Here is a 26,611-nt window from a genome sequence, read left to right as displayed (position 1 = left end):
CGAGCGCACCCCTCAGTCGTATCGCCCCGCGGGCACCGGGACGGTCGCGGACGCCAGCGCGTCCGCGACCGTCCCTATCTCGTCCGGGGACAGCGAGGAGACGGTGATCCGCACCCCGGGCGGGGAGTCCAGGCGGAAGCGCGCCCCGGGCGCCACCGCCCAGCCCGCCTGCAGCAGCCTCGCCACCGCGCCCGTCTCGTCCGGCACCGGCAGCCATACGTTCACCCCGCTGCGCCCGTGCGCCACGATCCCCCGCTCCCGCAGCGCCGCCAGGAGGGCGTCGCGGCGCCGCCCGTACGAGGCCGCCACCGCGCGCGGGTCCACGGCCCCGACGCGCCACAGGTGGAGCACGGCGTCCTGCAGCAGATGACTCACCCAGCCGTGCCCCAGCCGCTGCCGCCCCAGCACCCGGTCCACCGTCACCGCGTCGCCGGTGAGCACCGCGAGCCGCAGGTCGGGCCCGTAGGCCTTGGCGACCGACCGTATATGCGCCCAGTGCGTGGTGGCGCCGGCCAGGGGGTGCAGCGGCAGGTCGACGAAGCCGTGGCCGTGGTCGTCCTCGATGAGCAGCACCTGGGGATGGCCCGAGAGCACGGCGCGCAGCTCGCGGGCGCGGGCCGCACCGATCGCCGCGCCCGTGGGGTTCTGCGCCCGGTCGGTGACGACCAGCGCCCGGGCGCCCGCGCGCAGCGCCCGCTCGGTCTCCCCGGGAAGGGGGCCGTCGTCGTCGACGGCCACGGGCACGGGCCGCAGGCCGAGCGCGGGCACGAGGTCCAGGAGGCCGCCCCAGCCCGGGTCCTCGACGGCGACGGCGTCCCCGGGGCGCAGATGGGCGCTCAGCACCCGCTCGATGCCGTCCAGCGCTCCCGAGGTGACCGCGACCGGCCCCTCGGGGACGCCGTCCGCGGTGAAGGCCTCGCGGGCCATCCGCTCCAGCTCGCTGTCCACGGCCGGGGTGCCGTAGAGCGCGGGAGCCGTGCGGGAGCGGGCGGCCGCGGCGGCCAGCGCCTCGCCGAGCGGGGGCAGCAGGGCCGGGTCGGGATTGCCGCTCGAGACGTCCCGGACCCCCTCCGGCGCCTCCACCCGCAGCATCTCGCGTGGCGTGCTGGCGGGGCGCGGCCGCACCCGGCTCCCCCGGCGGCCCGCCGTCTCGATCACCCCGCGGTCGCGCAGCGCGCGATACGCGGCCGCGACGGTGTTGGGATTGACGCCCAGCTCGACCGCCAACTCCCGCAGCGGAGGCAGCAGTTCACCCGGGGCCAGTCTGCCTTCGCCGACCGCCCGCTCCACGCTCGCGGAAATGTCCGCTGCGCGACGCCCTTCGATCCGATACTCTCCTAGCACAAACAACACTATGCACTAGTTCAATGGAGAGCGCAATGCCTTCTTCCACGGTTCCCGGGCAGTACGAGCAGACCGAGCGCACCACCCCCACCCGTGCCCGCGAACGCGCCTCCTACGACCGTGCGCGCGTCCACGCGATACTCGACGCCGGCTACGTCTGCCACCTCGGCTTCGTCCGCGACGGCGCTCCCGTCGTCCTGCCCACGCTCTACGGCCGGATCGGCGAGCGCCTCTATGTCCACGGCTCGACCGGGTCGCGGCCGCTGCGCGCCGCGGGCGGCGCCGGGGAGGAGGGGATGCCGGTGTGCGTCACGGTCACGCACGTCGACGGCCTGGTCCTGGCCCGCTCGGCCTTCCACCACTCCCTGAACTACCGCTCCGTGGTGGTGCACGGCCGGGCCCGGCGGGTCACCGACCCGGCCGAGCTGACCGCCGCCCTCGACGCGCTGGTGGACCAGGTCGTGCCGGGCCGGGCGGCCGACTCCCGTCCGGCGTCGCCCAAGGAGCTGGCCGCCACGGCCGTGCTGTGCCTGGACCTCGAGGAGGTCTCGGCCAAGGTCCGCGAGGGCGGCCCCAACGACGACCCCGAGGACCTCGCCCTGCCGCACTGGAGCGGTGTCGTCCCCGTGGCCCGGTCCTACGGAGCCCCGGTCCCGGCGGACGACCTCGCCCCCGGCATCCCCGTGCCGGCCTACCTCACCGGCTTCACCGGCGGCTGAGCGTCCTCCTCACGCCCCACCGGCCCGGGCACGGGGGCCGGCTCACGCGGCACGGAAGCCGACGCTCCGCGCGTCTCCGCGACGGCCAGCGCGACCACCGCCCCCATCAGCACGGCCGTGCCGAGCAGGGTCGGCGCGGTCAGCCGCTCGCCGAGCAGACCGACCGCGACGGCCGCCGCCGTCACCGGCTCCAGCAGGGTGATCACGGTGACCGTGGTCGCCCGTACGGCCGCCAGCCCCGCGAAGAACAGCCCGTACGACAGCGCCGTCGGGACCGTCACCAGATAGGCCATCAGCCCCAGCGTGCGACCCAGCCCCTCCGTCCGGGGCCACAGGCCCTCGGCGGCGGCCAGGGGCAGCAGGGACACGGTCCCCACGGCGAAGGACGTCAGCGTCGTGGTGAACGCGTCGGCGCCCCGGCCGCGCCGGCCCAGGGACCGGCCGTAGAGGGTGACGACCGCGTAGGCGGCGGCCGACAGCAGCCCCATCGCGGCCCCCAGCGGACGCACCGCGTCCGTCCCGGCGCCGCCCAGCATCAGCACCGCCAGCCCGGCCAGCGCCCCGGCGACGGCCACGCCGCCGCCCACGCCCAGCCGTTCCCCCATCAGCAGCCTGCCGCCCAGCGCCACCAGCACGGGCGCGGCACCCTGCGTGATGACCGTGCCGACGGCCGTCCCCGTCCCGGCGACGGCGCCGAAATAGGCGGCCTGAAAGACGGTCAGGGCGAGGCCGGTGATCAGGACGCGGGCCGCGCGGCTCCGCGCCGGCTCCCGCCGCCGTGCCGTGCCGGTGCGGCGGGGCAGCAGGCTGCGGACGGCCAGCAGCAGGACGAGGCCGCCGGCCATCCTCCAGAAGGTGAGCGCTATGGGGCCCAGACCGCTCGAGTCGAAGACCAGCGCGGCGGTCGCGCCCGCCGTGCCCCAGCCGGCCGCCGCGACGGTGACGCAGGCCAGGCCGCGGCCGACGGACATCCGGGCCGGGCCGCCGGGCAGCGCGCCGCCGGGGCGGTCGTCGCCGGACGGGCCCGGGCCGGTGAGGTGGCCGCCGCGTTCAGGGCAGGCCGAAAGAGCGGAGTCGTGCATGAGTGTTCTCCCGCGGAAGACGTGGATGATCGTGTGATCCCGTCTGCGGGCAGCGACGATCGGCCGGGGAGGTCGTCCTCCCCGGCTCCGGTCCTCCGGAAGCAGCCGCCCGCGCTAGGCGGCGGGAGGCGGCAGAACAGTCATCGGCATGATCGTCAGACTAGGCCGGGCGGGTGTCGCCGGACAACTCCCGCCGACCGGGCACCCCCGCGACCGCCCCGTCCCCGTCGATCACGGCCGGCCCGTCTCCCCCGGCCACCGGCTCCGCCGACGCCGCCTTGGGCGTGGAGCTCTGGGCGATGAGGGCGCCCATCAGCACCAGTCCACCGCCCACGAGCTGCGGCCCGGACAGGTGCTCGCCCAGCAGCACCCAGGCCAGCACGGTGGCGACGACGGCCTCCAGGCAGGCGACGACTCCGGCGACCTGCGGGGAGAGGCGACGCACCGCCAGCACGCCGGTGAGGTAGGCGACCACCGTCGCGACGAGCACCACCCAGCCCAGCAGCAGCGCGGCCGGCACCTCGGTGCCGTTCATCTCGGCGGCTCCGCCCAGCACCGCCCAGTCCATCTCCCAGGGGCGCGCGACGGCGGTCAGCAACAGGGCGCCGATGAGCAGGCCGTAGGCGATGACGCCGAAGGGGTCGGCGGGGGTCTCGCCGCCGGCGCCGTGGTCGGCCAGCACGAAGTAGCCGACCTGGCAGCAGGCCGCGCCCAGGGCCAGCACCAGGCCCAGGGCGTCGAAGCCGAGCCCCGACCACACCTCGACGACGCAGGCGAGGCCGGCCACCGCGAGGATCACGCCCACCGCCGCGGCCCGGCTCACCGGGCGTCGCTGGACGAACCGCACCCAGCCGAGCAGCAACGCCGGCCCGAGGTACTCCAGGAGCAGGGCGACGCCCACCGGAATCCGGGATATCGCGGCGAAGTAGCAGGCCTGCACGCCGGCGACGGCCAGCAGCCCGAAGCCCGCGAGCAGCGCGGGCCGGCGTATGAGGAGGGCGCGATGGCGCCAGGCGACCGGCAGCAGCACCAGGGCGGCGCCGGCCACCCGCAGCCACACCACATGGAGCGGGTCCAGCCCCGCCTCGATCAGCGGCTTGGCCGCCACACCCGATCCACCGAACGCCAGCGCGGACGTCAGGGCGAGGCCCAGACCCGTGCTTCTCCCAGGAGTTGCTTGCATCGGTGCATCATGGCAGCAATGGACATGACCGTCACTAGCGATGGTCCTGTCGTGATCAGCGGCACTCGGGGCAGGCGTGCCACGCCGGTCCGGCGGCCAGCGCGGCGGTGTCGACGCCGGCCCGGCGCAGCACGTCGACCGCCCGGCAGCGGGGGTCGCGCAGCAGCGCGGCGAGCAGGTCGAGCCCCTCGACCCGGCCGGCGCCGCGCGAGCGGGCCCGGTCGCGGGCGTACCGCATGGCGCCGGCGGCGGCCGGCGACCAGCCGGGCACCCCGGCGCCGGCCGGCCCGGGCGGGGTCACGGAGTCCTCGACGGAGTCGCTCCAGCGCAGGCCGTAGCCGATGGTGCGCTGGACCAGGTAGCCGAGCAGCCGGGCGACCTGGGCGGGCCCGTCGTGGAAGGCGCCGCGCGTCTCGGGGTCGGCCTCCAGAAGGGTGTGCAGCAGGTGGGCGGTGTCGGCCTGGCGGTCGCCGTCGCGCGCGGCGCGCCTGCGGGCACCGGAGACCGCCGCGGCCAGCTCCGCGCTCAGCGGAAGCTCGCTCGCGGCCCCGGCCCGTGCGGTGTCGGCTGGTGTACGGCTTTGCACCTTCCCACCCCATCAGTCCCGTGTGATGGGAGCATCCCCGGAGGGTTGCATTCGGGCATCCGACGCCGGTTGGGGGTGCCGGTCGGCTCGTCATCCTTCAGAAGGAGGGATGCCCCGCCCGTCTCAGGGGCGCGCGGGCCGTCCAGTGCGCCCTAAGTGATCGTCAGCGTGGTCGTGCGCGCCCCCACGACGATGGTGTACGTGCCGGGTTCGACGCGCGGCGTCCCCGCTCCGTCGAGGTCGCCCGGGGTCACCTCCAGGGCCCGGGCGGGGACGGTGAGACGCAGCGTGCGCGACTCCCCCGCCCTCAGGCGCGTCCTGGTGAAGGCCACCAGCCGACGCCGGGGCGCCAGGACCCGGCTCACCGGCCGGGAGACGTACACCGGTACGACCAGATCGCCGTCGCGCCCGCCGGTGTTGGCGACCCGCACCGTCACGCGCGCGTCCCGTCCGGCGGGGACGGTGGCCTCCTCCAGCCCGAGGTCCTCGAAGCGGTAGGTGGTGTAGGAGAGGCCGTCGCCGAAGTCGTACGCCACGTCGTGCGTGGACTCCGCGCCCGCGTTGGTGCCCGGCAGCTGCTGGTAGTACAGCGGTTCGTTGCCGGTCCGGCGGGGCCAGGACACCGGCAGCCGCCCGCCGGGGTTCACGCCGCCGAACAGCACGCCGGCGACGGCGTGCCCGCCCTCGGTGCCCGGCAGCCAGGACATCAGCAGCCCGTCGGTGCCGGCCGCCTCGCCCAGCGCCAGGGGGCGCCCGGCGATCACGACCACGACGACCGGCCGGCCGGTCTCCTTCAGGGCTCTCACCAGCGCCTGCTGGTCCGGCGAGAGTTCCGGCCGGGGGCTGTCGGCCTCGCCCTCGGCAGCCGGCCGCTCGCCGACGACCACCACGGTCGCGTCCGCGGTACGGGCCTGCCGCACCGCGTCGGCGGCGTCGCGGGCCCGCACCACGCGGGTTCCGGCGGGGGCGGCCGCCTCGATGCCCGCGAGCACGGTCGTACCGGGCACCGTCACGCCCTCGGGCACCCGCTGCCAGCCGACGGTCCAGCCGCCCGTCTGGGCGGCGATGTCGTCCGCGTACGATCCGGCGACGACGATCCTCCTGGCCGACGGCCCGAGCGGCAGGACGTTCCTCTCGTTGCGCAGCAGCACCAGCGAGCTCGCCGCGGCCCGGCGGGCCGTGTCCTGGGCCGCGCCCAGGACCTCCCCGTCCGCCCGCTCGGCGTCGGTGAACGGCCGCTCGAAGAGCCCGAGCGTGAACTTCAGCCGCAGGACGCGTCCGGCCGCCTCGTCGATCCGCCGCCGGGAGACCAGTCCGCCCTGGACGGCGGCGCGCAGCCCCTCGGTGAACTCGCCGGCCTCGTAGGGCTCCATCGCCACGTCCACCCCCGCGTTGACCGCGAGGGCGATCGCGTGCGGATAGTCCGCCGCCACCTTGTACGTCGTCCACAGCGCGCGGACGTCCTGCCAGTCGCTGACGGTGACCCCGGTGAACCCCCACCGCTGCCGCAGGATCGTGGTCAGCAGGTGGCGGGAGGCGGTCGCGGGCACGCCGTTGACGGCACCGGAGTTGACCATCACGCTCTTCGCCCCGGCCTCGACGGCCGTGCGGTAGGGGGCGAGGAGGGTGTCCTGGAGGTAGCGCGGGGAGACGTCGGCGGGCACCCGGTCGTGGCCGTTGGCGGGTTCGGAGTAGCCGCCGACGTGCTTGACGGTGGACGCGACGTCCTTGGCGCCGTGCGCGTCCTCGGTCCCGCGCACGGCCGCCGCGGCCAGGGCGCCCGCGAGCAGCGGGTCCTCGCCGAACGTCTCGTAGTAGCGCCCCCAGCGCCGGTCGCGGGCCAGGTCGGCCACGGGGGCGAAGTTCCAGTCGACGCCGGTCGCGGCGACGGCCCGGGCGGTGGCCCCGGCGCAGTCGCGCACGAGCTCCGGATCCCAGGCCGCGGCGAGGCCGAGCTGGTGGGGCAGGACGGTCGCGCCGAGGACGCTGTGGTGGCCGTGGACGGCGTCGACGCCGTAGAGCACGGGAACGCGCAGCCGGCTGTGGTCCAGGGCGTACTTCTGTACGGCGTTGACCATGCGGGCCCAGGCTCGCGGCGTGTTCACCGGCGGGCCCATGCCGCCGCCGGAGAGCACCGAGCCGACCGCGTGGTCGCGGAGCACGGTCCTCAGGCAGGCCTCGGTGAGCTCGCCGCCGCTCTCGCGGCAGTCGCCCTGCAGCCGGACGACGGCGATCTGGGCCATCTGCCCGATCTTCTCCTCGAGCGTCATCCGGCCCAGCAGGTCGCGGACGCGGTCGTCCACTCCGGCCCGCGCGTCGCGGTAGAGGGGCTCGCCGCCCGCCCCGGCCGGGAAGCCGGTGAGCGGGGCGGCGCAGACGGCGACGGCCGCGAGTGCGGCGGCGGGGCGTCCGAGGCGGGGGCGCGGGGCCATGGCCGGGCTCCGTTTCTGTCGGCCCCCTCCGGAGTCTGGCAGGTCCTGACGGACGGTCAAGGAACCCCGGCGGAGCGGCGGGGATCCGTCCGGCAGGCCACACATCAGTCCAGTTTCCAATAATTGGCCATGGCTAGTGGCTCCTTCGGGCCTCTACGCTCCAGCCATGAAGATCCGCATCGTCGACGCCTTCACCGACCGTCCCTTCGCGGGCAATCCCGCCGGGGTCCTGCTCTTCGACACCGGCGCCTTCCCCGCCGACGACCGGCTCCAGCAGATCGCCGCGGAGGTCAACCTCTCCGAGACCGCCTTCGCCCACCGCCTCCCCGAGGGCACGCCGCACGCCGACTGGGCGCTGCGCTGGTTCACCCCCACGACCGAGGTCGACATGTGCGGCCACGCCACGCTCGCCACGGCACACGTCCTGCACGCCACCGGCCTCGCCACCGGAACCGTCCGCTTCACCGCCCGCTGCGGCGTGCTGACCGCGACCGCCCACGAGGACGGCCGGATCACCCTGGACTTCCCCACCTCACGGCTCACCCCCATCACCGTCCCCGGGCTGGCCGAGGCGCTGGGCACGACGCCGCTGCGGGTCCTCGACACCAGCGAGCACATCGGCGACCTGCTGGTGGAGCTGGCCGACGAGAAGACCGTCCGCGCCCTCGCCCCGGACCTCCCGGCGCTGGCCCGCACCTCCCGCCGGGGCGTCATCGCCACCGCCCCCGCCGAGGACCCTGCGCGCGGCTACGACTACGTCTCGCGCTGTTTCTTCCCGAACGTGGGCATCGACGAGGACCCCGTCACCGGCAGCGCCCACACCGCGCTGGCCCCCTTCTGGTCCGCCCGGCTGGGCCGCGACGATCTCGCGGGCCTGCAGGCCTCCGCCCGCACCGGCCTCGTCCGCACCGCGCTGCGCGGCGACCGTACGCTGCTGACCGGTTCGGCCGTCACCGTCATCGAGGGCGAGCTGCTCGCCTAGCGGGACCGGGCCACGGCGGACCAGGCCGGGGGGCCGACCGGGGGCGGGTCAGGCGGTGGGCAGCCAGGCCACCTTGCCCGCGAGCAGCGCGTAGCCGACGAACGCCACGATGTCGATGAGCGCGTGCGCGGCGACCAGCGGTCCCACCCGCCCCCACCGGCGGTAGCACAGGACGAACACCACGCCCATCACCATGTTGCCGACCAGGCCGCCGATGCCCTGGTAGAGGTGGTACGAGCCGCGCAGCACCGCGCTCGCGGCCAGGGCCGCGGCCGGCGTCCAGCCCAGCTGCCCGAGCCTGCGCAGCAGATAGCCGACGACCACGACCTCCTCGAGCACGGCGTTCTGCAGGGCCGAGGCGATCAGCACGGGCAGCTTCCACCACACGTCGGGCAGGTTCTCCGGCACCACGGTCAGGTTGAAGCCCGCGGCGAGTACGGCGAGGTAGAACAGCAGCCCGCTGCCGCCGACGGCCGCGGCGAGGCCCGCGCCGCGGGCCAGGTCCAGGCCCGGCCGGCCGCGGTCGAGGCCGATGGCCCGCAGGGCGCCGCCCTCGGGCATCTCGCGCGCCAGGAGGTGGACGACGAGCAGGACGGGCACCAGCGCGGTCGTGATGCCGAAGACCTGCCAGGCGAGGTCGAGCCAGGGCCGGCCAGGGGCGTGCGAGGCGTTGAGGGTGGCGGCCTGGTCCTTGAGCCCGCCGGGCCGGGTGGCCGCGCCGACAAAGCTGATCAGCGACGACAACGCGCTGGCGCCGAGCGAGAGCGCGAGGACGATCAGTATCTCCGCGCGCAGGGTCCGCCGGGACAGCCCGGTGCCGCCCGACGGCCCGCCACCGGACGGCCCTTCGCCGGGCGCCGTCGTCCCGGCGCCCGCTTCACCGTCTGGAGCGTTGTGCCGCACCCTCGTCTCCCGCCTGCCCATGGTCACGGTCGTCACAGCTTGCCCGACGACCTGGGCCGGTACGAACAGGGGGTGCGGCGGGCCGCGTCAGGCGATGCCCGTCGGCCAGGTGTGCACCGGCTCCCCGGTGCGCATCAGCTCGCAGTAGCGGCGTGTGGTGGCGGCCAGGGCGGACCGGCGGTCCAGTCCGCGCTCCAGCGCCCGGTGGTAGGTGTCCGCCTGCCAGGACGCGCCGTTGACCCCGCGCCGGCAGCGCTCCTCGATGACTCCCAGGTAGTGGTCGCGGTCGGCGGGCTCGACGCCCCAGGCGTCGAGCCCGGCCGCGGCCAGCGGCAGCAGCTCGTCCCGTACGAGCCGCACGGCCGGAACCCGCGCCGGGGTGCCGCCGCGCCCGGGCCGGGGCCAGCGCAGCACGGCGTCGATGCCGTGGCGGCAGGCGAGGTCGAAGTTCTCGGCGGCGACCTCGAACGGCAGCCGGGTCCACACCGGCCGGGACTCCTCGGCCAGCGCCCTGACCAGGCCGTAGTAGAAGGCGGTGTTGGCGATGACGTCGGTGACGGTGGGCCCGGCGGGCAGCACCCTGTTCTCCACCCGCAGGTGGGGGACGCCGTCGGCGACGCCGTAGACCGGGCGGTTCCAGCGGTAGACGGTGCCGTTGTGCAGGGTGAGTTCGTGCAGCCAGGGCACCCCGCCCTCGTCCAGCACGCGCAGCGGGTCCTCGTCGGCGGAGATGGGCAGCAGCGGCGGGAAGTAGCGCAGGTTCTCCTCGAACAGCTCGTACGCCGAGGTGATCCAGCGCTCCCCGAACCAGGTGCGCGGCCGCACGCCCTGGACCTGGAGCTCGGGCGGCCGGGTGTCGGTGGACTGGACGAACAGCGGGGGCCTGGACTCGCGCCACACCTCCCGCCCGAAGAGGAACGGCGAGTTGGCGCCGACGGCTATCTGCGCGGCGGCGACGGCCTGCGCGGCGTTCCACACGGCGGCGAACCGGCCGGGGGTGACCTGAAGATGGAGCTGGACGGAGGTGCAGGCGGCCTCGGGGGTGATGGAGCGGGCGGTGCAGGTCAGGTGCTCGACCCCGGCGATGTCGATGGTGAATTCCTCGCCACGGGCGGCCACCACCTGGTCGTTCAGGAGGAAATAGCGGTCGGCCGCGGAGAGGTTGGCGGACACCAGGTCGGCGCCGGTCAGCGTCGGCAGAATCCCGATCATGACGATTCCGGAATCGACCTCCATGGCCCTGCGGTCGGCGTACGACAGGGCGGTGCGCATCTCCTCCGCGAGCTGGTCCAGAACCCGCCCCGACAGCCGGTGCGGGACGATGTTCACTTCCAGGTTGAACCGCCCGAGTTCGGTCTGGAAATCCCCGCTCGCGATACGCTCGAGCACCTCCGCATTCACCATGCTCGGCATGCCGTCGGAGCCCGCGAGATTCAGCTCGATCTCCAGCCCCATGAGATTCCGGGGGCGATCGAACCGCTTCTCCTCCAGCAGCCTCGCCAACCCTTCCAGGCACTGCCGGAGCTTGTCCCGGTACCGCCGGCGGTCGGCGAGGTCGAACCCCATGGCCGCGACCTTCTCACCCATTCAAGCGTCCCTCCCTCAACCGGGTCGCCTCTGGCGCCGCCCGCCTTGTCACGGTCGATGATGCCCAGACGGGACGATCCATAACGCCTCGCGGCGAGCGCATACCCGGTAGGCTTCCCCCGAGCGCACTCCGGCACATTCCGTCGGCATAACGGGGAGACCCGACTGCGGTGCAATGCGCTGGTGATAAACACCGATGAGATCCGGCCTACCGTATGCGACGGGGACGCCGAGGTCACGCTCGCAAATAGGCCGCAAAATCACCGAAATCACCCTCCGAACGCGCCCTGATTTCCCCTTGTCGGAAATGCTGCGGACAGCTAGGCGAAACACTGTGTGAACACGTGTCGTATAAACTCCGTAATGAGGCAGAGAGTAGGCGTCCCCGGAGTCGGTCCGGCCCCCCTCTGACCCCGTTCCGCTCGCCGACAGCGTCGTCGCACCTGCCCAGCTCCACCGTGTGTCTCCCAAGCGAGAGGCGACTCACCATGCCGCTGCATGTCCCCCCTGCGCCCGCTCCTGCCCTCAGCAGCGTCCTCACGGCCCTCGGTTCCCCCGCCGCCGTCCGCGAGGCCCGCACACCTTCCCTGCGGTCCGCCCGCACTCCGCTCACCGCCGAACTCCCGCTGCCCGTCCATGTGCTGGAGCGCGTCACCGCGCGCGGCGGGACGCCCCGCACCCGGCTCTCGGGCTGGCGCTTCCTCATCGCGGAGGACGGGCGGGCGGTGGCCGCCGGCGAGGCGCGGCCCACGCCCGACGGCTGGGCGTTCTCCCACTTCTTCGAGGGCCCCTACCTCGCCTCCACCCAACTGGCCCTGCGGCAGGCCGAGGCGCTGACGACGCCGTACCAGCCGCGGCTGCTGTCGGTGCCCGAGCTCTACATGCTCACCCTCTGGCTGCACGCCGACATCACGGCCGACGCCGCCTCGGAACTCTTCGCGCCGGGCGACCTCCTCGTGCCCCTCGCCCCCGCGCCGCCGGGCATCGCCGCGCACCGCCCCCACCGGGTCGGCGATCTGCTGCCCGTCCTCACCCTCCGGCTGGCCCCCGGACCCCAACTCAAGGCGACCGCCTGAGCCGACGCCGGCCACCCGCCCCGCGCCCCCGCAGTCCGAGGAGGCGCGGGGCGCATCTCTGTCCCCACCCTCACCCCACCGGACTAGCCCACCCCGGCCATGCCGAACCCCCCAAAGGGACTGCGGAGTTGGAAGCAACCGCCCGCATGGGTGACGCGTCATCCTCCTGTGAGGAGCGTCACGGTGAAATGCCTGCGGAACAACGCCCGTAGGGCAACACTGGGACCGACCGACGAATCACTACGGGGGGCGGCATGACCACCGCATCGAGCCGCAGGACAGCCACCACAACAGAGCGAAAGATCCCTTCCATGTGCCAGCACCAGCCCACGTGCCCGTCAGCCGACTCCGCCGACCGGGAGGCCGCCCATCTCGTGGCCGCCTACCCGGAGCAGGGATGGAGCCTGCTGTGCAACGGCGTCCTCTGCTTCGAGGACACCGGTGAGCTGCTGCCGGACGGGCAGATCATCGCCCCGCACCGGCCCCTGGGCACCGACCACGTGGTGACCGCCGCCTAGCGGCGCGCCACGCGGCACGTCACGGCATGACCCACGGCAGCACGAGCAGCACCACAGGCACAGAAAGCACATAAAGGGGCCGGCCCGGCGCGAACGCCGAACCGGCCCCGACCCGTGTCCGGGCCCATGACGTCAGCCGTGGCGGCCGACGTCGGTCGTCATCAGCCGTCGTACTCGTCCAGCGGCGGGCAGGAGCAGACCAGGTTGCGGTCGCCGTAGGCGCCGTCGACGCGCCGCACCGGCGGCCAGTACTTGTCGGCCGCCGACACCCCGGCCGGGAAGACGGCCTCCTCGCGGGTGTAGGGGTGCTCCCACGCGCCGGCCACCGAGGCGGCGGTGTGCGGGGCGTTGCGCAGCGGGTTGTCGTCCTTGTCCCACTCGCCCGAGCCGACCTTCTCGATCTCCGCGCGGACGGCGATCATCGCGTCGCAGAACCGGTCCAGCTCGGCGAGGTCCTCGCTCTCCGTCGGCTCGATCATCAGCGTGCCGGCGACGGGGAACGACATGGTCGGCGCGTGGAAGCCGTAGTCGATCAGGCGCTTGGCCACGTCGTCCACGCTCACGCCGGTCGCCTTGGTCAGCGGCCGCAGGTCCACGATGCACTCGTGCGCGACCAGCCCGTTCGGGCCGGTGTAGAGCACGGGGTAGTGCGGCTCGAGGCGCTTGGCGATGTAGTTGGCGCCCAGCACGGCGACCTGGGTGGCGCGCTTGAGGCCCTCGCCGCCCATGAGGCGGACGTACGCCCAGGAGATCGGCAGGATGCCCGCGGAGCCCCACGGCGCGGCCGAGATCGGCCCGACGCCCGTCTCCGGGCCCGCGGTGGGCTGCAGCGGGTGGTTGGGCAGGTACGGGGCGAGGTGCGCGCGGACGGCCACCGGGCCGACGCCCGGGCCGCCGCCGCCGTGCGGGATGCAGAAGGTCTTGTGCAGGTTCAGGTGCGAGACGTCGCCGCCGAACCGGCCCGGCTTGGCGAGGCCGACCAGCGCGTTGAGGTTGGCGCCGTCGACGTACACCTGGCCGCCCACGTCGTGCACGGCCGCGCAGATGTCGGCCACGTGCTCCTCGAAGACGCCGTGGGTGGACGGGTAGGTGATCATCAGCACGGACAGCTCGTCGCGGTGCTGCTCGATCTTGGCGCGCAGGTCCTCGACGTCGACCTCGCCGTCGTCGGCGGTCTTGACGACGACGACCTTCATGCCGGCCATCACGGCGCTGGCGGCGTTGGTGCCGTGCGCGGAGGACGGGATGAGGCAGACGGTGCGCTGGTCGTCGCCGTTGGCCCGGTGGTACGCCCGGACGGCCAGCAGGCCCGCGAGCTCGCCCTGGGAGCCGGCGTTGGGCTGGATGGAGACCTTGTCGTAGCCGGTGACCTCGGCGAGGCGCTCCTCGAGCTCGGTGATCAGGGTGAGGTAGCCCCCGGCCTGCTCGACGGGCGCGAAGGGATGCAGCGCACCGAACTCGGGCCAGGTCACCGGCTCCATCTCGGTGGTGGCGTTGAGCTTCATGGTGCACGAGCCGAGCGGGATCATGCCCCGGTCCAGCGCGTAGTCGCGGTCGGCCAGGCGACGCAGGTAGCGCAGCATCGCCGTCTCGGAACGGTGCTGGTGGAAGACCGGGTGGGTGAGGTACTCGTCGGTGCGCAGCAGACCCTCGGGCAGGGCCTCGGCGGTCGTCGCGTCGAGTGCCTCGACGTCGGCCTCCACGCCGAACGCGGCCCACACCGACGCCAGGCGGGCGCGGTCGGTGGTCTCGTCGCAGGCGATGCCGACGTGGTCGGCGTCGGTCAGCCGGAGGTTGACGCCGCGCTCGCGGGCGGCCTCGACGACCTCGGCGGCCCGGCCGGGCACGCGCGCGGTGAGGGTGTCGAAGTAGCCGCCGTGCACGACCTCGACGCCGCCGGCCCGCAGGCCCTCGGCGAGGAGCGTGGCGTAGCGGTGGGTGCGGCGGGCGATGCCCGCCAGGCCCTCGGGACCGTGGTAGACGGCGTACATGCCGGCCATGACGGCGAGGAGCACCTGGGCCGTGCAGATGTTGCTGGTGGCCTTCTCGCGGCGGATGTGCTGCTCGCGGGTCTGCAGGGCCAGGCGGTAGGCCTTGTCGCCGTCGGCGTCGACGGAGACGCCGACGAGGCGGCCGGGGAGGCTGCGGGCGAACTTCTCGCGGACGGCCATGAATCCGGCGTGCGGTCCGCCGAAGCCCATGGGCACGCCGAAGCGCTGGGTGGTGCCGACCGCGATGTCGGCGCCGAGCTCGCCGGGCGAGGTGAGCAGGGTCAGCGCCAGGAGGTCGGCGGCCACGGTGACGATCGCACCGAGCTCGTGGGCGCGGTCGATGACCGGGCGCAGGTCGCGCACGACGCCGGAGGCGCCGGGGTACTGCAGCAGGACGCCGAAGACGCCGCGCTCGGCGATCTCGTCGGGGATGCCCGCGGAGAGGTCGGCGACGACGACCTCGACGCCGGTGGGCTCGGCGCGGGTCTCGATCACGGCGATGGTCTGCGGCAGGGCGTCGGCGTCGATGAGGAAGACCCCGCCCTTGACCTTGCCGACCCGGCGGGCGAGCGACATGGCCTCGGCGGCGGCCGTGCCCTCGTCGAGCAGGGAGGCGCCGGAGGTGGGCAGGCCGGTGAGGTCGGCGACGACCGTCTGGAAGTTCAGCAGCGCCTCGAGGCGGCCCTGCGAGATCTCCGGCTGGTACGGCGTGTAGGCCGTGTACCAGGCGGGGTTCTCCATGACGTTGCGCAGGATCACCGGCGGGGTGAACGTGCCGTGGTAGCCGAGGCCGATCATGGGGGCGAGGACCTCGTTGCGGTCCGCGAGGGAGCGCAGCTCGGCGAGGACCTCGGCCTCGGTGCGGGCCTCGGGCAGGTCGAGCGCCTCGGCGTTCTTGATCACGTCCGGCACGGCGGCGGCGGTGAGTTCGTCGAGCGACCCGAAGCCGACCTGGGCGAGCATCTTGGCCTGGGCCTCGCCATCGGGCCCTATGTGGCGGGCCTCGAAGGGCGTGCCACGCTCAAGGTCGGAGAGAGCGATGCGGTGGGCGTTCATCTGCGGAGGCCTCCTGGTCAATACGACCTGCGAGGGGTACCACGGCGCGGGTACCCGGACGGCCTCCCCCTCTGTCATCTCAACCTGAGAGCTTCACCGGGCCATGGCGGACGACCCGACTTTCACCGTCGGTGAGGAGGGGCTTCGGTGAGGTGCCTGACCTGGGCCCGCCCTGCTTTCCAGAGTGACCTCGTCCGTGCGGTACCGGGTGCCTGAGAGATTCCGGGGAGGATTTGCTCCTTCGGCGCCTCGCCGGTGCCCTTGTGGGCCTCGAGGAGGACTCTCCCGCACGGGGTCTGCGGCCATTCGCCAGCCTACCAGCGCGTCTTTCCGAGCGGTTCTCCCGAGTGGCCGGTTCCGGTTTTGTGCACTTTCGTGGTGTCAGGGCGATGTCCGGGGGCGGAGGAGCCGAGGGAGGAATCGTGCGGAGCGACATCGATCCGCGGAGCCTGATCGGGCGCAAGGTCTTCGACCGGGAGGGCTCGAAGATCGGCACCGTGGACGAGGTGTACCTCGACGACGCGACCGGGGAGCCGGAGTGGGCGGCGGTGCGCACCGGTCTGTTCGGCCGGGACGCGTTCGTGCCGCTGGCGCCCAGCCGTGTCGAGGACGATGTGCTGCACGTGCCCTACGAACGGGCGCTGATCAAGGGGGCGCCGGGCTTCGGCGTCGGCCGCCACCTCTCCCCCGAGCAGGAGCTGCGGCTCTACCGGCACTACGGCCTCGAGCTGCCCGCACCGCAGGCCCCGGCGCCGGCGGACTCCGGCGAGCCCCCGGAGCCGGGGACGCCCTCCGGGCCGTCCTGATCCGCCGGTCCGCCGTGATCCACCGGGCCGCCGTGATGCACCGGGTCCGGCCCGTAGGTGTCCCGTACGAGCGGCAACGGCTCCGCCGGCTCCAGCGCCGGGTCGTCGACGGCGAGGGTCCGCACTCGGCCCGGCGTCGACCAGGGCGTCTCGAAGCGGACGGTGACCCGCCCCAGGCCGCTGCCCTGCACCCATCCCGGCCCGTACTCCGCGTGCCGGACGTCCAGGCCCGGGAGCCACCGCCGGGGCGGGGCGGGATCCGCCGGCCGCTGGGCGCCGGCGCTCTCGCCCGCCTCGTCCGCCGGCGCCTCCGGCGTCTCGTCGGGGGTGCTCGCCGCCTGGGCGAAGAGGTCCTCCTGGGTGTAGTCGGCGAGCCCGGAGACGCCGACGCCCAGCAACCGCACGCCCGCCGTGGTGTCCACGCCCTCGAGCAGCCGGGCGGCCGCCTCGCGGATGACCGCCGGGTCGTCGGTGGGGCCGCGCAGCGTCTCGGAGCGGGTCAGCGTCGAGAAGTCGTAGCTCCGCACCTTGATGACGACCGTGCGCCCGGACCGCCCGGCGCCGCGCAGCCGCCGTACGCACCGGTCGGCGAGGCGGGCGAGCTCCAGCTCGACCCGGGTCCGGTCGGTGAGGTCCTCGGCGAAGGTGTCCTCCACGGAGACGGACTTGGCGTCGCGCTCGGCGACGACGGGCCGGTCGTCACGGCCGGTGGCCAGGGCGTACAGGCCCCCGCCGTGCGCCCGGCCCAGCAGCCGCACCAGCTCGTCCTCGCCCGCCTCGGCGGTCTCGGTCACGGTGGTGATCCCCGCCCGCCGCAACGTTTCGGCAGTGGCGGGGCCGACGCCCGGGATGGCGCGCACGGACATCGGGCCCAGGATCTCCAGCTCCGTGCCGGGCTCGATGAGCAGCAGGCCGTCGGGCTTGGCCTCCTCGGAGGCGATCTTCGCGAGCATCTTGGAGCCGGCGAGCCCCACCGATCCCGTGAGTCCCGTGGCCCTGGCGATGTCGCGGCGCAGCCTCTCCCCCACCGCCCGCACGGCCGCGGGCGTGGGCTCCACGCCGCCCGCCTCGAGGTCCACGAACGCCTCGTCGAGGCTCAGCGGCTCCACCAGCGGCGACAGCTCCCGGAGGAGCTCCATGACGACCTGGCTGACGTGCTGGTAGAGACCGAACCGCGGGGTGAGGTAGGCGGCGTTCGGACAGAGCCGGCGGGCCTGGGCCGTGGCCATGGCCGACCGCACGCCGAAGACCCGCGCCTCGTACGACGCCGTGGCCACCACGCCCCTCGGGCCGATGCCGCCGACGACCACCGGTTTTCCGCGCAGGCTCGGCTTGGCCGCCTGCTCCGCCGAAGCGTAGAAAGCGTCCATGTCCAGATGCAGGATCGTCGGCACACCCCTCACACGACCGATGCTCCCGCACACCACTGACAATCGGGCTTTCCGCCGGTCCGGAGCACGTCGAAGCGCCCCGCGCCGGATGCCTCACGGCACCCGGCGGGGGCGCTTCGACGTCGCTCCGAGAGCCTTATCCCGCCCGGTTGCGGCGGCGGGCGAGCTCGTCGGCGGGGTTGTGGCCCACGAGTGTCTCGCCCGTGTCCACGCGCTCGCCGTGCAGCTGCGCGAGCGCGCTCTGGACATCGCGCCAGACCACGCCCACGGCGATCCCGAAGACCCCCTGCCCGCCCTGGAGGAGGTCGACGACCTCGTCGGGCGAGGTGCATTCGTACACCGTGGCGCCGTCGCTCATGAGCGTCATCTGCGCCAGGTCGTCCATGCCCCGGGCCCGTAGATGCTGCACCGCGGTGCGGATGTTCTGCAGCGAGACACCGGTGTCCAGCAGCCGCTTCACGATCTTCAGGACCACGACGTCCCGGAAGCTGTAGAGCCGCTGACTGCCCGAGCCGTACGCGGGCCGCACGCTGGGCTCCACGAGCCCCGTACGCGCCCAGTAGTCCAGCTGCCGGTAGGTGATGCCGGCCGCGGCGCACGCGGTCGGCCCCCGATAACCGATGCTGTCCGGACCACGCGAGGCGCTCTCGCCTTCGGAGTCCCGCCCCCGCGGAGTGGTGACCGCTGGCGTGGCGGAATAACGGGGCACTGGTTCGACCATTCCCCCATGCAGCGGATACGGACCGCCGACCGCCGTACCGTCGCCCGTGCTTCTCACGCCGACCTCCGTCCTTGACCTGCCTTCTCGACGGTAGGCAGTCGCTCGGGGTGCGTCAACGATCGCCACACTCGGCACGCCGAGTGATAATCACCCTGAGAGTGGTTTCACGTGTCCGCGTAGCGGGAAAAGCTACTCGAATGGGCTCGTATCGCCCGGCGACGCCCCGGTCGAGAGACGGTCCTCGAGGACCGTCCGGGGTCTCACTGATTGCCGCTGCCGAAGTCCTCCGGCGAGATCTGGTCGAGGAACTCGCGGAACTTCTCCACCTCGTCCTCCTGCTCGTCCGGGATGGCGATCCCCGCGTCGTCCAGCACCCCGTCGCTGCCGTAGATCGGCGTTCCGGTGCGCAGCGCCAGCGCTATGGCGTCGGAAGGCCTCGCGCTGACCTCCACACCGCTGGCGAAGACGAGCTCCGCGTAGAACACGCCTTCGCGCAGGTCCGTGATCCGGACCTCGGCGAGCTGCTGCCCGACCGCCTCCAGCACGTCCTTGAACAGGTCGTGGGTCAGCGGGCGGGCAGGCGCCATGCCCTGCTGGGCGAAGGCGATCGCCGTCGCCTCCCCCGGTCCGATCCAGATCGGGAGGTAACGGTCGCCTCCCACTTCCCGCAGGAGCACGATCGGCTGGTTGGAGGGCATTTCCACCCGGACGCCCACGACATCGAGCTCGTTCACACAGCAACCCTAGGCCGTGCCCGGCAGGTTTGGGTAGTCGGGCCGTCCGCGGTCACTGTCCCCGCAGGTGCAGGGCCCCGCGCACCAGGGCGGCGTGCAGTCGAACGGAGAGGGCGGCCAGCTCGCGGGCGGTGGCCTCGGCGTGCGCCCTGGTCTGCGGATTGCGGTGCCTGCGCAGCGGCGCGATCACCTGTTCGATCAGGCCGGCCTCGCGGTCGGCGGCCGCCTTGACGGCCCGCAGGTGCCGGGGCTCCAGGCCGAAACGACCCAGGTCCGCCACGAGCCGGGCGGTCGTCGTGGAATCGCTGTCGAACCCGCCGTCCGGATGAGGGACGACCAGGCCGTACGACTCCCACTCCGCCAGCTCCGCCTCGGTGGCGCCCACGGTGGCCAGCAGCTCCGCACGGCTGATGCGGGTGAGGGTGGGGCCCTCGGGGCCACTGTGGTCCCCGTCGGGCGCCGCGGCCCCCTCCAGGCCCTCCACGAGGTCCAGCGCGTCCCGCGGCTGGGCGGGAGCCGGCAGCTGCACGCGCTCACCACGGGCCAGGGCGTCCAGCTGCTCGCGGATGACCTTGAGCGGGAGGTAGTGGTCGCGCTGCACCCGCAGCACGTACCCCAGCCGCTCCACGTCCTCCGCGCTGAACTTGCGGTAGCCGGACGGGGTGCGCCGGGGCTCGACCAGGCCCTCCGACTCCAGGAACCGGATCTTGGAGATGGTGACCTCGGGGAACTCCTCGCGCAGCACATTGAGCACCGTGCCGATGCTCATCAGCCGGCCTTCCGCGCCGACGGCACCGGAGGACCCGGTGCCGCCCGACGGTGTTCGAAGCATGGCCCTTCCCTGGAGATCCCCCCGGACCCGGTCCGGGGGAGGGTCAGATGCCCCGCTGGCCACCGAAGAAGACCAGACGGTACTTACCGATCTGCACCTCGTCGCCGTTGGACAGCGCGACCGAGTCGATCTGCTCGCGGTTGACGTAGGTGCCGTTGAGACTGCCGACGTCGGTGACGGTGAACGAGCCGTCCTGCTCCCGGCGGAACTCCACGTGCCGGCGCGAGACGGTGACGTCGTCGAGGAAGATGTCGCTCTGCGGGTGACGACCCGCGGTGGTGACCTCGGCGTCCAGCAGGAAACGGCTGCCGGAGTTGGGACCCCGGCGCACCACCAGCAGGGCGGAGCCCAGCGGCAGCGCGTCGACGGCGGCCTGCGCCTCGGGCGAGAGCGCCGGGATCGCCGTCTGGCCGGTGGTCTCGGAGTCGTACGCCTCGAGACCGGAGATGGAGATGGTCGAGGTCGTCTCCGACGCGCGCTCGGCCACGGCACCCGGCCGCAGCGGCGCACCGCAGTTGGAACAGAACCGGCTGGCTTCGCCGTTCCGGTGGCCACACCTCGTACAGACCGGCAAGGCAAACCCTCCACCCGCACTCGAGGTCGCTGGTGCCCCGAAACCTATGCGCCCCGCCTGGGCAGGGTCAACAGAGGACGCGCCCTGAGCGCCCGGAATGTCGCCACCCGGTACGCCGTGCGCATCCACCTGGTCCCGGAACAGCGGACGCCCTTCCTGGGCCCCCTCGCCGCCGTCCACCGGGCCCGACGCCCGATGCCGTGCGCCGCCGCCGTCCTGGCGTGCGCTCTTGCCGAACAACTTCGCAAACAACTTCACGGGCGATTCCCCTTGACCGCTACAGACCCGCCCGTGGGGCAGGACAAACCCTTGCTGCACACACCGTCCGACCTGGACATCTCTACAACGTCCGAGGTCAACAGACAGTTTCCATGACGCGCCCCGAACTTGGTGCGCCGACCCCCCGCAACCTCCCGCCCTCCCCATGGGCCCCGCCTGGGCGCCCGTCTCACTGCGATGACGACCGAGCGTAGTCAGGCCGCTTCGCCGGGCGCAAGGCGTCCACGATGATCTTCTCAGACCGGGAGACGCTGACCCCGGCCTGCTCCTTCTCCAGAGTCTGCACCACACCACCGGGGATGTTCAGTGCGGGCTCCAGGTCTTGCGGCTTGCCGATGACCTTGAACTTATAGGGCTGCGACACCTTCTTGCCATCGATCTCCACCTTTCCGGCGGAGCCCGAGAAGTAGGTGTCGGCGACGACGCGGACGTCGTTGATCTGGATCGCCTCCGCGCCCGCGGCCCGCAGCTCCTGGATGGTGTCCAGCAGCTTGTCGGCCTCGACGGCCCCCTTGCCGTCGCTCACCGTGAGCTCGATGCCCGGCCCCTGCGCCGCCACCGTACCGGCGAGGATGCCGAGCTGGTCCTCCTTCTGCGCCGTCTGCTTACGGGCCTCGGCGGCCTGGTTGGAGCTGCTCTCCAGCTGTGTCTTCTGGTTCTCCAGCCGGCGCTTCTCGTCCTCGAGCCGCTTGGTGCGGTTGTCCAGCTCGTCCAGGATCCGTACGAGGTCCTCCTGCCGGGCACCGCGCAGCGCGCTGTTGTCGCTGGTCGACCGGACCTGGATGGCCAGGCCGAGGCCGAGCACGCACAGCAGCACCGCCACGGTCAGCTGGGCCCGCGTCAGCCTGGGCGGCCACAGCCCGTTCGCCAGCCGTTGACGTCCCGTCAACGGCTTCGCCGCCCCGGGCTCCCCCGCGGACGGCTCGACGGGCTGGGGGCCGGGGCCGGCCACCGGCTCCGGCTCCCCCTCGGGTTCCGGTCCGGGCTCCGCTTCGGATTCCGTTTCGGGCTCCGCCTCGGGCTCCGGCTTCGCTGCGGGCTCCGGACGCGGCCGCGGCCCGGGTTCCCCGGCGGTCCCGCCGGACTCACCGGCGGGCTCCTCCGGCCGGGACTCCTCGCGCCCCGCCGGCTTCTCCGGCTTCTTGCCGCCCTCGGACATCGGGGACTTCTCCGTCCCCTCCGGCCCCTCGGGCCGGTCCTGCGCTCCGGACTTGTCCGGGGTGTCGTCAGTGCTCATTCGGTCTCACGCCCGGAAGATGTGCCGCCGGATGGCGGCCGCGTTGGAGAAGATGCGGATGCCCAGGACGACCACCACACCGGTGGACAGCTGCGCGCCGACGCCGAGCTTGTCGCCCAGGAACACGATCAGGGCGGCCACCACCACATTGGACAGGAACGACACCACGAAGACCTTGTCGTCGAAGATCCCGTCCAGCATCGCCCGCAGGCCCCCGAACACCGCGTCCAGCGCCGCCACGACGGCGATGGGCAGGTAGGGCTCGACCGCCGTCGGCACCACGGGGCGGACGACCAGTCCGACCACGACTCCCACGATGAGGCCCAATACGGCGATCACGATGTGCCCTTCCCTGGTTTTGCGATGCGTACGATCAGACTCGGCGCGGCCGGCAGCCGGACCTCGTCCTGAGCGGAAATGCTGGCGCGGACCCCGTAGTTCTGCTGCAGCACATGCAGATACTGTCCGTCGGCGCTGTCCTGGAAAGCGGTGCTCAGCCGCTGCCCGTTCCCGACCGCCAGCACCGTGTACGGCGGCACCAGCGGTTTGTTGTCGACCAGTATGGCGTCCCCCGCGGCCCTGATCGCCGACAGCGACGTCAGGCGCTGCCCGTTGACCGCGATCGCCTCGGCGCCGGACTGCCACAGGCCGTTGACGATGCGCTGCATGTCACGGTCGCGCACCCGTCCGGTGTCGGAGAACCCGGTGCTCTCACGCGGGCCACCGCCGCTGGTTTTGGACTGTTTCGCGTCGTCGACGACCACTTTGACCCCCGGCCCGTGCACCGGAGTCGCACCGGCCAGCAGGGACACCAACTCGGCCTTGTCCCCACCATGTTTCCGCAGCGCGTCGCGCTGCTTGCCGCCCACCGTCGAACGCAGGGAGTCGACGTTCCGCTGGAGCGTATCCGCGGCCGACGTCTCCCTCTCGATCCGCTGGATCAGCTGTTCGCGTTCCTTGGCCAGCGTCGGTGCCGATATCTGCGCCTGCGCCGCACCCAGCGTCACCACCACGGCGGCCAGCAACAGAGCACCGGCCAGACCCAACTTCGCCCGCAGGGTGCCGGGAAGCCCCTTGCCTCCCTCGGCACGTCTGGCCGCCGCCTCCGCGTACCCCTCGTCGAGGCTGTGATGCATGGCATTCGTCAGCAGCGACATCGACGCGTCGGGACGCGGCGGCGGTGAGGAGGTGCTCCGAACGGGGGGCTGCTGCGACATGCCGCACATCGTCGCACGTCGGGGGCGTCGTCTCCCAATGGCCCCACCGGCGTGCCGGATCCGGGACAGATCCGGGACACTCCGCGACCCTCAGGAGACGACGCCCTTCCCGCCGTCAGCGCCCGGCGCCGTCCACGACCGCCGACCACTCGTCCAGCAGCGCCTGGGCGGAGGCGTCATCAGGCCCCTCCGCCCACAGGTGCGTCACGGCCTCGGAAGGATCGGGCAGCACCATCACCCAGCGTCCGTCGGCCTCCACCACGCGCACACCGTCCGTCGTATCCACCGAACGATCCCCGGCCGCCTCCACCACATGCCGCATGACGAGGCCCTTCACCGCCCAAGGGGTCGCCAGGTCACGGCGCAGGACATGAGCCCTGGGAATCCGCGCGTCTATCTGGCTGAGCGTGAGCTGCGTACGCGCCACCAGCCCGATGAGGCGTACGAACGCGGCCGTACCGTCGAAGACGCTGCTGGACTCCGGGATGATGTACCCGCCCCGGCCGTCCCCGCCGAAGATCGTCGAGTCCTGCCGGCCCACACGCGTCAGGTCGTCCGGCGACGTCGTCGTCCACTCCACCTGCGTGCCGTGGTACGCGGCCACCTGCTCGGCGATACGCGTCGTCGTCACCGGCAGCGCCACGCGCCCGCTGCGCCGCTCGGCCGCGACCAGGTCCAGCAGCACCAGCAGGGCCCGGTCGTCCTCCACGATGCGCCCGCGCTCGTCGACGAGCGAGATCCGCTCCCCCACCGGGTCGAACCGCACCCCGAACGCCGCCCGCGCCGACGCCACGATCTCCCCGAGCCGCACCAGCCCCGAACGGCGCGTGTCCGCGGTCTCGGTCGGACGTGCCTCGTCGAGCCCGGGATTGATGGTGAGCGCGTCCACCCCCAGCCGTCCGAGGAGGCTGGGCAGAACAAGCCCGGCGCTGCCGTTCGAGGCGTCCACGACGACCTTGAGCCCGGCCTCGGCGACTCCGGTGGTGTCCACGGACCGCAGCAACGAGCCCGTGTACGAGTCGTAGACGCTGGAGGGGAAGGACAGGTCGCCGATCTCCCCGGGGAAGGCCCGCCGGTACTCCTGGCGGGCGTACACCCGGTCGAGCTTGCGCTGCCCCGCCTGGGAGAGGTCGGCGCCTCGCTCGTCGAGGAACATGATGTCCACCGAGTCCGGCACGCCCGGCGAGGTGCGGATCATGATCCCGCCAGCGCTGCCCCGCGCCGTCTGCTGCCGGGCCACCGGCAGCGGTACGTTCTCCAGGTCCCGCACGTCGATCGCGCTCGCCTGCAACGCGGAGATCACCGCGCGCTTGAGCGCCCGCGCGCCACGGGAGTGATCACGCGCCGTGGTGACCGTCGCCCCCTTCTTCAGCGTGGTGGCGTACGCGCCGGCGAGCCGCACGGCGAGCTCGGGGGTGATCTCCACATTGAGGATGCCGGAGACGCCCCGGGTGCCGAAGAGATGCGCCTGCCCCCGGGACTCCCAGATGACGGACGTGTTGACGAAGGCGCCCGCCTCGATCGTCTTGAACGGGTAGACGCGGACGTTCCCCTGGATAATCGATTCCTCGCCGATCAGGCACTCGTCCCCGATGACGGCCCCGTCCTCGATCCGGGCGGCCCGCATGATGTCGGTGTTCTTGCCGACGACACAGCCGCGCAGATTGCTCTGCTGACCGACGTAGACGTTGTCGTGGACCACGGCCCTGTGCAGGAAGGCGCCGGACTTGACGACGACGTTGGACCCGACGACGGTGTGCTCACGGATCTCGGCGCCGGCCTCGACCTTGGCGTAGTCGCCGATGTAGAGCGGGCCGCGCAGGGTGGCGTCGGGATGCACCTCGGCACCCTCGGCGACCCAGACCCCCGGGGAGATCTCGAAGCCGTCGAGATCGACATCGACCTTGCCCTCGAGCACATCGGCCTGGGCCTTGACGTAGCTCTCGTGGGTGCCGACGTCCTCCCAGTAGCCCTCGGCGATATAGCCGAAGACGCGCTTGCCTTCCTTCATCAGCTGCGGGAAGACATCGCCCGACCAGTCGACGGGGACGTCGGGCCGGACGTAGTCGAAGACCTCCGGCTCCATGACGTAGATGCCCGTGTTCACGGTGTCGGAGAAGACCTGGCCCCAGGTGGGCTTCTCCAGGAACCGCTCGACCTTGCCCTCGTCGTCGACAATGGTGATGCCGAATTCCAGCGGATTGGGCACCCGGGTGAGGCAGACCGTGACGAGGGCGCCCTTTTCCTTGTGGAAACGGATCAGATCGGTCAGATCGAAATCGGTGAGGGCATCGCCGGAGATGACCAGGAAGGCGTCGTCCTTGAGCGCCTCTTCCGCGTTCTTGACGCTCCCCGCGGTGCCGAGTGGCTTTTCCTCGTTGGCATAGGAGAGCTCCATGCCGAGTTCCTCGCCGTCACCGAAGTAGTTCTTCACGAGGGAGGCGAGGAACTGCACGGTGACCACGGTCTCGGTGAGCCCGTGCCGCTTGAGCAGCCGTAGCACATGCTCCATGATCGGCCGGTTGGCCACCGGCAGGAGCGGCTTGGGCATGCTCGAGGTCATGGGGCGAAGTCGGGTTCCTTCGCCACCGGCCATCACGACGGCCTTCATGTCGGAAGCGTCCTCCTTGAGAGACGACGGTCTTTGCCGACTTTCACGCCTCGACTTCGGTCAGGCCCCGGAACGCTCGGGGCCACGGCGAGATCAGTCGGCCGTGGCGTCCGCCTTGACCAGCCGGCGGACCTGAACCACATAGAGGATCCCTGCCCACCAATAGAGGGTTGTACCCCATCCGGCGAACGCCCATCCGAAAATCGCGGCGAGCGACGACAACCAGCCCTCTCCGTCACTGAGAAGCAGCAACGGGAAGGCGTACATGAGGTTGAAGGTCGCGGCCTTCCCAAGGAAGTTCACCTGCGGCGGCGGATAGCCGTGGCGCCTCAGGATCCACACCATGACCAGCAGCATCGCCTCGCGGGCGAGCAGCGCGACCGTGATCCAGAGCGGAAGGATCTCACGCCACGTCAGGCCGAAGAGGGTGGAGAGGATGTACAGCCGGTCGGCGGCCGGGTCGAGCAGCCTGCCGAGGTTGCTGATCTGGTTCCAGCGCCGGGCCAGCATGCCGTCGAGGTAGTCGCTGACGCCGCTGAGGGCCAGGACGACCAGAGCCCATCCGTCGTGCTTCTGAAGAATCAGCCACAGGAAGAGGGGTACGCCGACCAGGCGCGCCATGCTGAGGATGTTCGGGATGGTGAGGACGCGGTCGGTTTGTACGCGCGTCTCCTGGACCTCCACCCGGGGGCCTCCTGTGGGGATATGTACCAACGATGTCCCATGACTTTACCCCCAGCCGAGTTGGGA

The 26,611-nt window shown here is 72.6% G+C and carries 23 protein-coding genes and 1 riboswitch; of the genes, 5 read left to right on the top strand and 18 right to left on the bottom strand.

The genetic code is table 11. The features are described 5' to 3' along the window. Nucleotides 1-12 precede the first annotated feature (12 nt). A complete protein-coding gene (locus AB4K12_RS00115; protein ID WP_368432149.1) occupies nt 13-1,344 on the bottom strand; it encodes an aminotransferase class I/II-fold pyridoxal phosphate-dependent enzyme in 1,332 nt (443 codons plus the stop codon). A 35-nt stretch (nt 1,345-1,379) separates the two neighbouring features. Here AB4K12_RS00115 and AB4K12_RS00110 point away from each other — a divergent pair, with 35 nt between their 5' ends. Beyond that, entirely contained in the window at nt 1,380-2,063 is a 684-nt protein-coding gene (locus AB4K12_RS00110; RefSeq protein WP_368432148.1) for a pyridoxamine 5'-phosphate oxidase family protein, read from the top strand. On the opposite strand, the gene AB4K12_RS00105 is transcribed toward AB4K12_RS00110, so the two are convergent. The 4 genes from AB4K12_RS00105 to AB4K12_RS00090 all read right to left on the bottom strand — a co-directional run bounded on the left by AB4K12_RS00105 (nt 2,036) and on the right by AB4K12_RS00090 (nt 7,346). Further along, nucleotides 2,036-3,034, bottom strand: a complete 999-nt coding sequence (locus tag AB4K12_RS00105) for a DMT family transporter (protein WP_368433108.1) — start codon at nt 3,032-3,034, stop codon at nt 2,036-2,038. The two genes, AB4K12_RS00110 and AB4K12_RS00105, sit on opposite strands and share 28 nt — an antisense overlap. Before the next feature lie 271 nt (nt 3,035-3,305). Then, nucleotides 3,306-4,328 carry a DMT family transporter gene (locus AB4K12_RS00100; protein WP_368432147.1) on the bottom strand — a complete coding sequence of 341 codons (1,023 nt, stop codon included), beginning with the start codon at nt 4,326-4,328 and terminating at the stop codon, nt 3,306-3,308. A gap of 55 nt (nt 4,329-4,383) precedes the next feature. After that, complete coding sequence (locus AB4K12_RS00095) at nt 4,384-4,914, bottom strand: Clp protease N-terminal domain-containing protein (RefSeq protein WP_368432146.1); 531 nt, start codon at nt 4,912-4,914, stop codon at nt 4,384-4,386. 152 nt (nt 4,915-5,066) lie between these two features. Next, a complete protein-coding gene (locus tag AB4K12_RS00090; RefSeq protein WP_368432145.1) occupies nt 5,067-7,346 on the bottom strand; it encodes a glycoside hydrolase family 3 N-terminal domain-containing protein in 2,280 nt (759 codons plus the stop codon). Between the two features lie 166 nt (nt 7,347-7,512). On the opposite strand from AB4K12_RS00090, the gene AB4K12_RS00085 reads away from it, so the two are divergent. After that, nucleotides 7,513-8,328 (top strand): PhzF family phenazine biosynthesis protein, encoded by an 816-nt coding sequence (locus AB4K12_RS00085; RefSeq protein WP_368432144.1) that lies wholly within the window; start codon nt 7,513-7,515, stop codon nt 8,326-8,328. A 48-nt stretch (nt 8,329-8,376) separates the two neighbouring features. Here AB4K12_RS00085 and AB4K12_RS00080 read toward each other — a convergent pair whose 3' ends face one another. Then, nucleotides 8,377-9,252: a CPBP family intramembrane glutamic endopeptidase gene (locus AB4K12_RS00080; RefSeq protein ID WP_368433107.1), complete on the bottom strand. Its 876-nt coding sequence runs from the start codon at nt 9,250-9,252 to the stop codon at nt 8,377-8,379. 66 nt (nt 9,253-9,318) lie between these two features. After that, complete coding sequence (locus tag AB4K12_RS00075) at nt 9,319-10,818, bottom strand: glutamate-cysteine ligase family protein (RefSeq protein ID WP_086571116.1); 1,500 nt, start codon at nt 10,816-10,818, stop codon at nt 9,319-9,321. A 488-nt stretch (nt 10,819-11,306) separates the two neighbouring features. Here AB4K12_RS00075 and AB4K12_RS00070 point away from each other — a divergent pair, with 488 nt between their 5' ends. After that, nucleotides 11,307-11,894 carry a hypothetical protein gene (locus AB4K12_RS00070; protein WP_368432143.1) on the top strand — a complete coding sequence of 196 codons (588 nt, stop codon included), beginning with the start codon at nt 11,307-11,309 and terminating at the stop codon, nt 11,892-11,894. 311 nt (nt 11,895-12,205) lie between these two features. Next, a complete protein-coding gene (locus AB4K12_RS00065) occupies nt 12,206-12,412 on the top strand; it encodes a DUF5999 family protein (RefSeq protein ID WP_179199082.1) in 207 nt (68 codons plus the stop codon). Between the two features lie 161 nt (nt 12,413-12,573). On the opposite strand, the gene gcvP is transcribed toward AB4K12_RS00065, so the two are convergent. Further along, nucleotides 12,574-15,459, bottom strand: a complete 2,886-nt coding sequence (gene gcvP, locus AB4K12_RS00060) for an aminomethyl-transferring glycine dehydrogenase (protein ID WP_368432142.1) — start codon at nt 15,457-15,459, stop codon at nt 12,574-12,576. 189 nt (nt 15,460-15,648) lie between these two features. After that, a riboswitch (glycine riboswitch) is annotated at nt 15,649-15,757 on the bottom strand. Nucleotides 15,758-15,848: 91 nt separating this feature from the next. Here gcvP and AB4K12_RS00055 point away from each other — a divergent pair. Then, nucleotides 15,849-16,265, top strand: coding sequence for a PRC-barrel domain-containing protein (locus AB4K12_RS00055; protein ID WP_368432141.1), 417 nt, complete (start codon nt 15,849-15,851; stop codon nt 16,263-16,265). Here AB4K12_RS00055 and AB4K12_RS00050 read toward each other — a convergent pair. The 10 genes from AB4K12_RS00050 to AB4K12_RS00005 all read right to left on the bottom strand — a co-directional run bounded on the left by AB4K12_RS00050 (nt 16,175) and on the right by AB4K12_RS00005 (nt 26,545). After that, nucleotides 16,175-17,668: a DNA polymerase IV gene (locus AB4K12_RS00050; RefSeq protein WP_368432140.1), complete on the bottom strand. Its 1,494-nt coding sequence runs from the start codon at nt 17,666-17,668 to the stop codon at nt 16,175-16,177. The two genes, AB4K12_RS00055 and AB4K12_RS00050, sit on opposite strands and share 91 nt — an antisense overlap. A 124-nt stretch (nt 17,669-17,792) precedes the next feature. Beyond that, nucleotides 17,793-18,434, bottom strand: a complete 642-nt coding sequence (locus AB4K12_RS00045; RefSeq protein ID WP_086574148.1) for a MerR family transcriptional regulator — start codon at nt 18,432-18,434, stop codon at nt 17,793-17,795. 203 nt (nt 18,435-18,637) lie between these two features. Next, nucleotides 18,638-19,111 carry a bifunctional nuclease family protein gene (locus AB4K12_RS00040; protein WP_086574146.1) on the bottom strand — a complete coding sequence of 158 codons (474 nt, stop codon included), beginning with the start codon at nt 19,109-19,111 and terminating at the stop codon, nt 18,638-18,640. Between the two features lie 52 nt (nt 19,112-19,163). Next, nucleotides 19,164-19,943: a MerR family transcriptional regulator gene (locus tag AB4K12_RS00035; protein ID WP_368432139.1), complete on the bottom strand. Its 780-nt coding sequence runs from the start codon at nt 19,941-19,943 to the stop codon at nt 19,164-19,166. Nucleotides 19,944-19,986: 43 nt separating this feature from the next. Further along, a complete protein-coding gene (locus AB4K12_RS00030) occupies nt 19,987-20,817 on the bottom strand; it encodes an FHA domain-containing protein (protein WP_362258965.1) in 831 nt (276 codons plus the stop codon). Nucleotides 20,818-20,965: 148 nt separating this feature from the next. Next, on the bottom strand, nt 20,966-21,955 hold the full coding sequence (locus tag AB4K12_RS00025; RefSeq protein WP_368433106.1) for a DUF881 domain-containing protein: 990 nt from the start codon (nt 21,953-21,955) through the stop codon (nt 20,966-20,968). Between the two features lie 84 nt (nt 21,956-22,039). Continuing rightward, nucleotides 22,040-22,372, bottom strand: a complete 333-nt coding sequence (locus AB4K12_RS00020; RefSeq protein ID WP_071964751.1) for a small basic family protein — start codon at nt 22,370-22,372, stop codon at nt 22,040-22,042. Continuing rightward, nucleotides 22,369-23,259, bottom strand: coding sequence for a DUF881 domain-containing protein (locus AB4K12_RS00015; protein ID WP_368432138.1), 891 nt, complete (start codon nt 23,257-23,259; stop codon nt 22,369-22,371). The genes AB4K12_RS00020 and AB4K12_RS00015 overlap by 4 nt, the downstream gene beginning before the upstream one ends. 106 nt (nt 23,260-23,365) lie before the next feature. After that, complete coding sequence (locus AB4K12_RS00010) at nt 23,366-25,861, bottom strand: mannose-1-phosphate guanyltransferase (protein WP_362258617.1); 2,496 nt, start codon at nt 25,859-25,861, stop codon at nt 23,366-23,368. 93 nt (nt 25,862-25,954) lie between these two features. After that, nucleotides 25,955-26,545 carry a CDP-alcohol phosphatidyltransferase family protein gene (locus tag AB4K12_RS00005; protein ID WP_179199015.1) on the bottom strand — a complete coding sequence of 197 codons (591 nt, stop codon included), beginning with the start codon at nt 26,543-26,545 and terminating at the stop codon, nt 25,955-25,957. Nucleotides 26,546-26,611 lie beyond the last annotated feature (66 nt).

Source organism: Streptomyces sp. C36, from assembly GCF_040932295.1.
GTDB lineage: Bacteria > Actinomycetota > Actinomycetes > Streptomycetales > Streptomycetaceae > Streptomyces > Streptomyces triculaminicus.
This window is presented reverse-complemented; position numbering and strand designations above follow the sequence as displayed.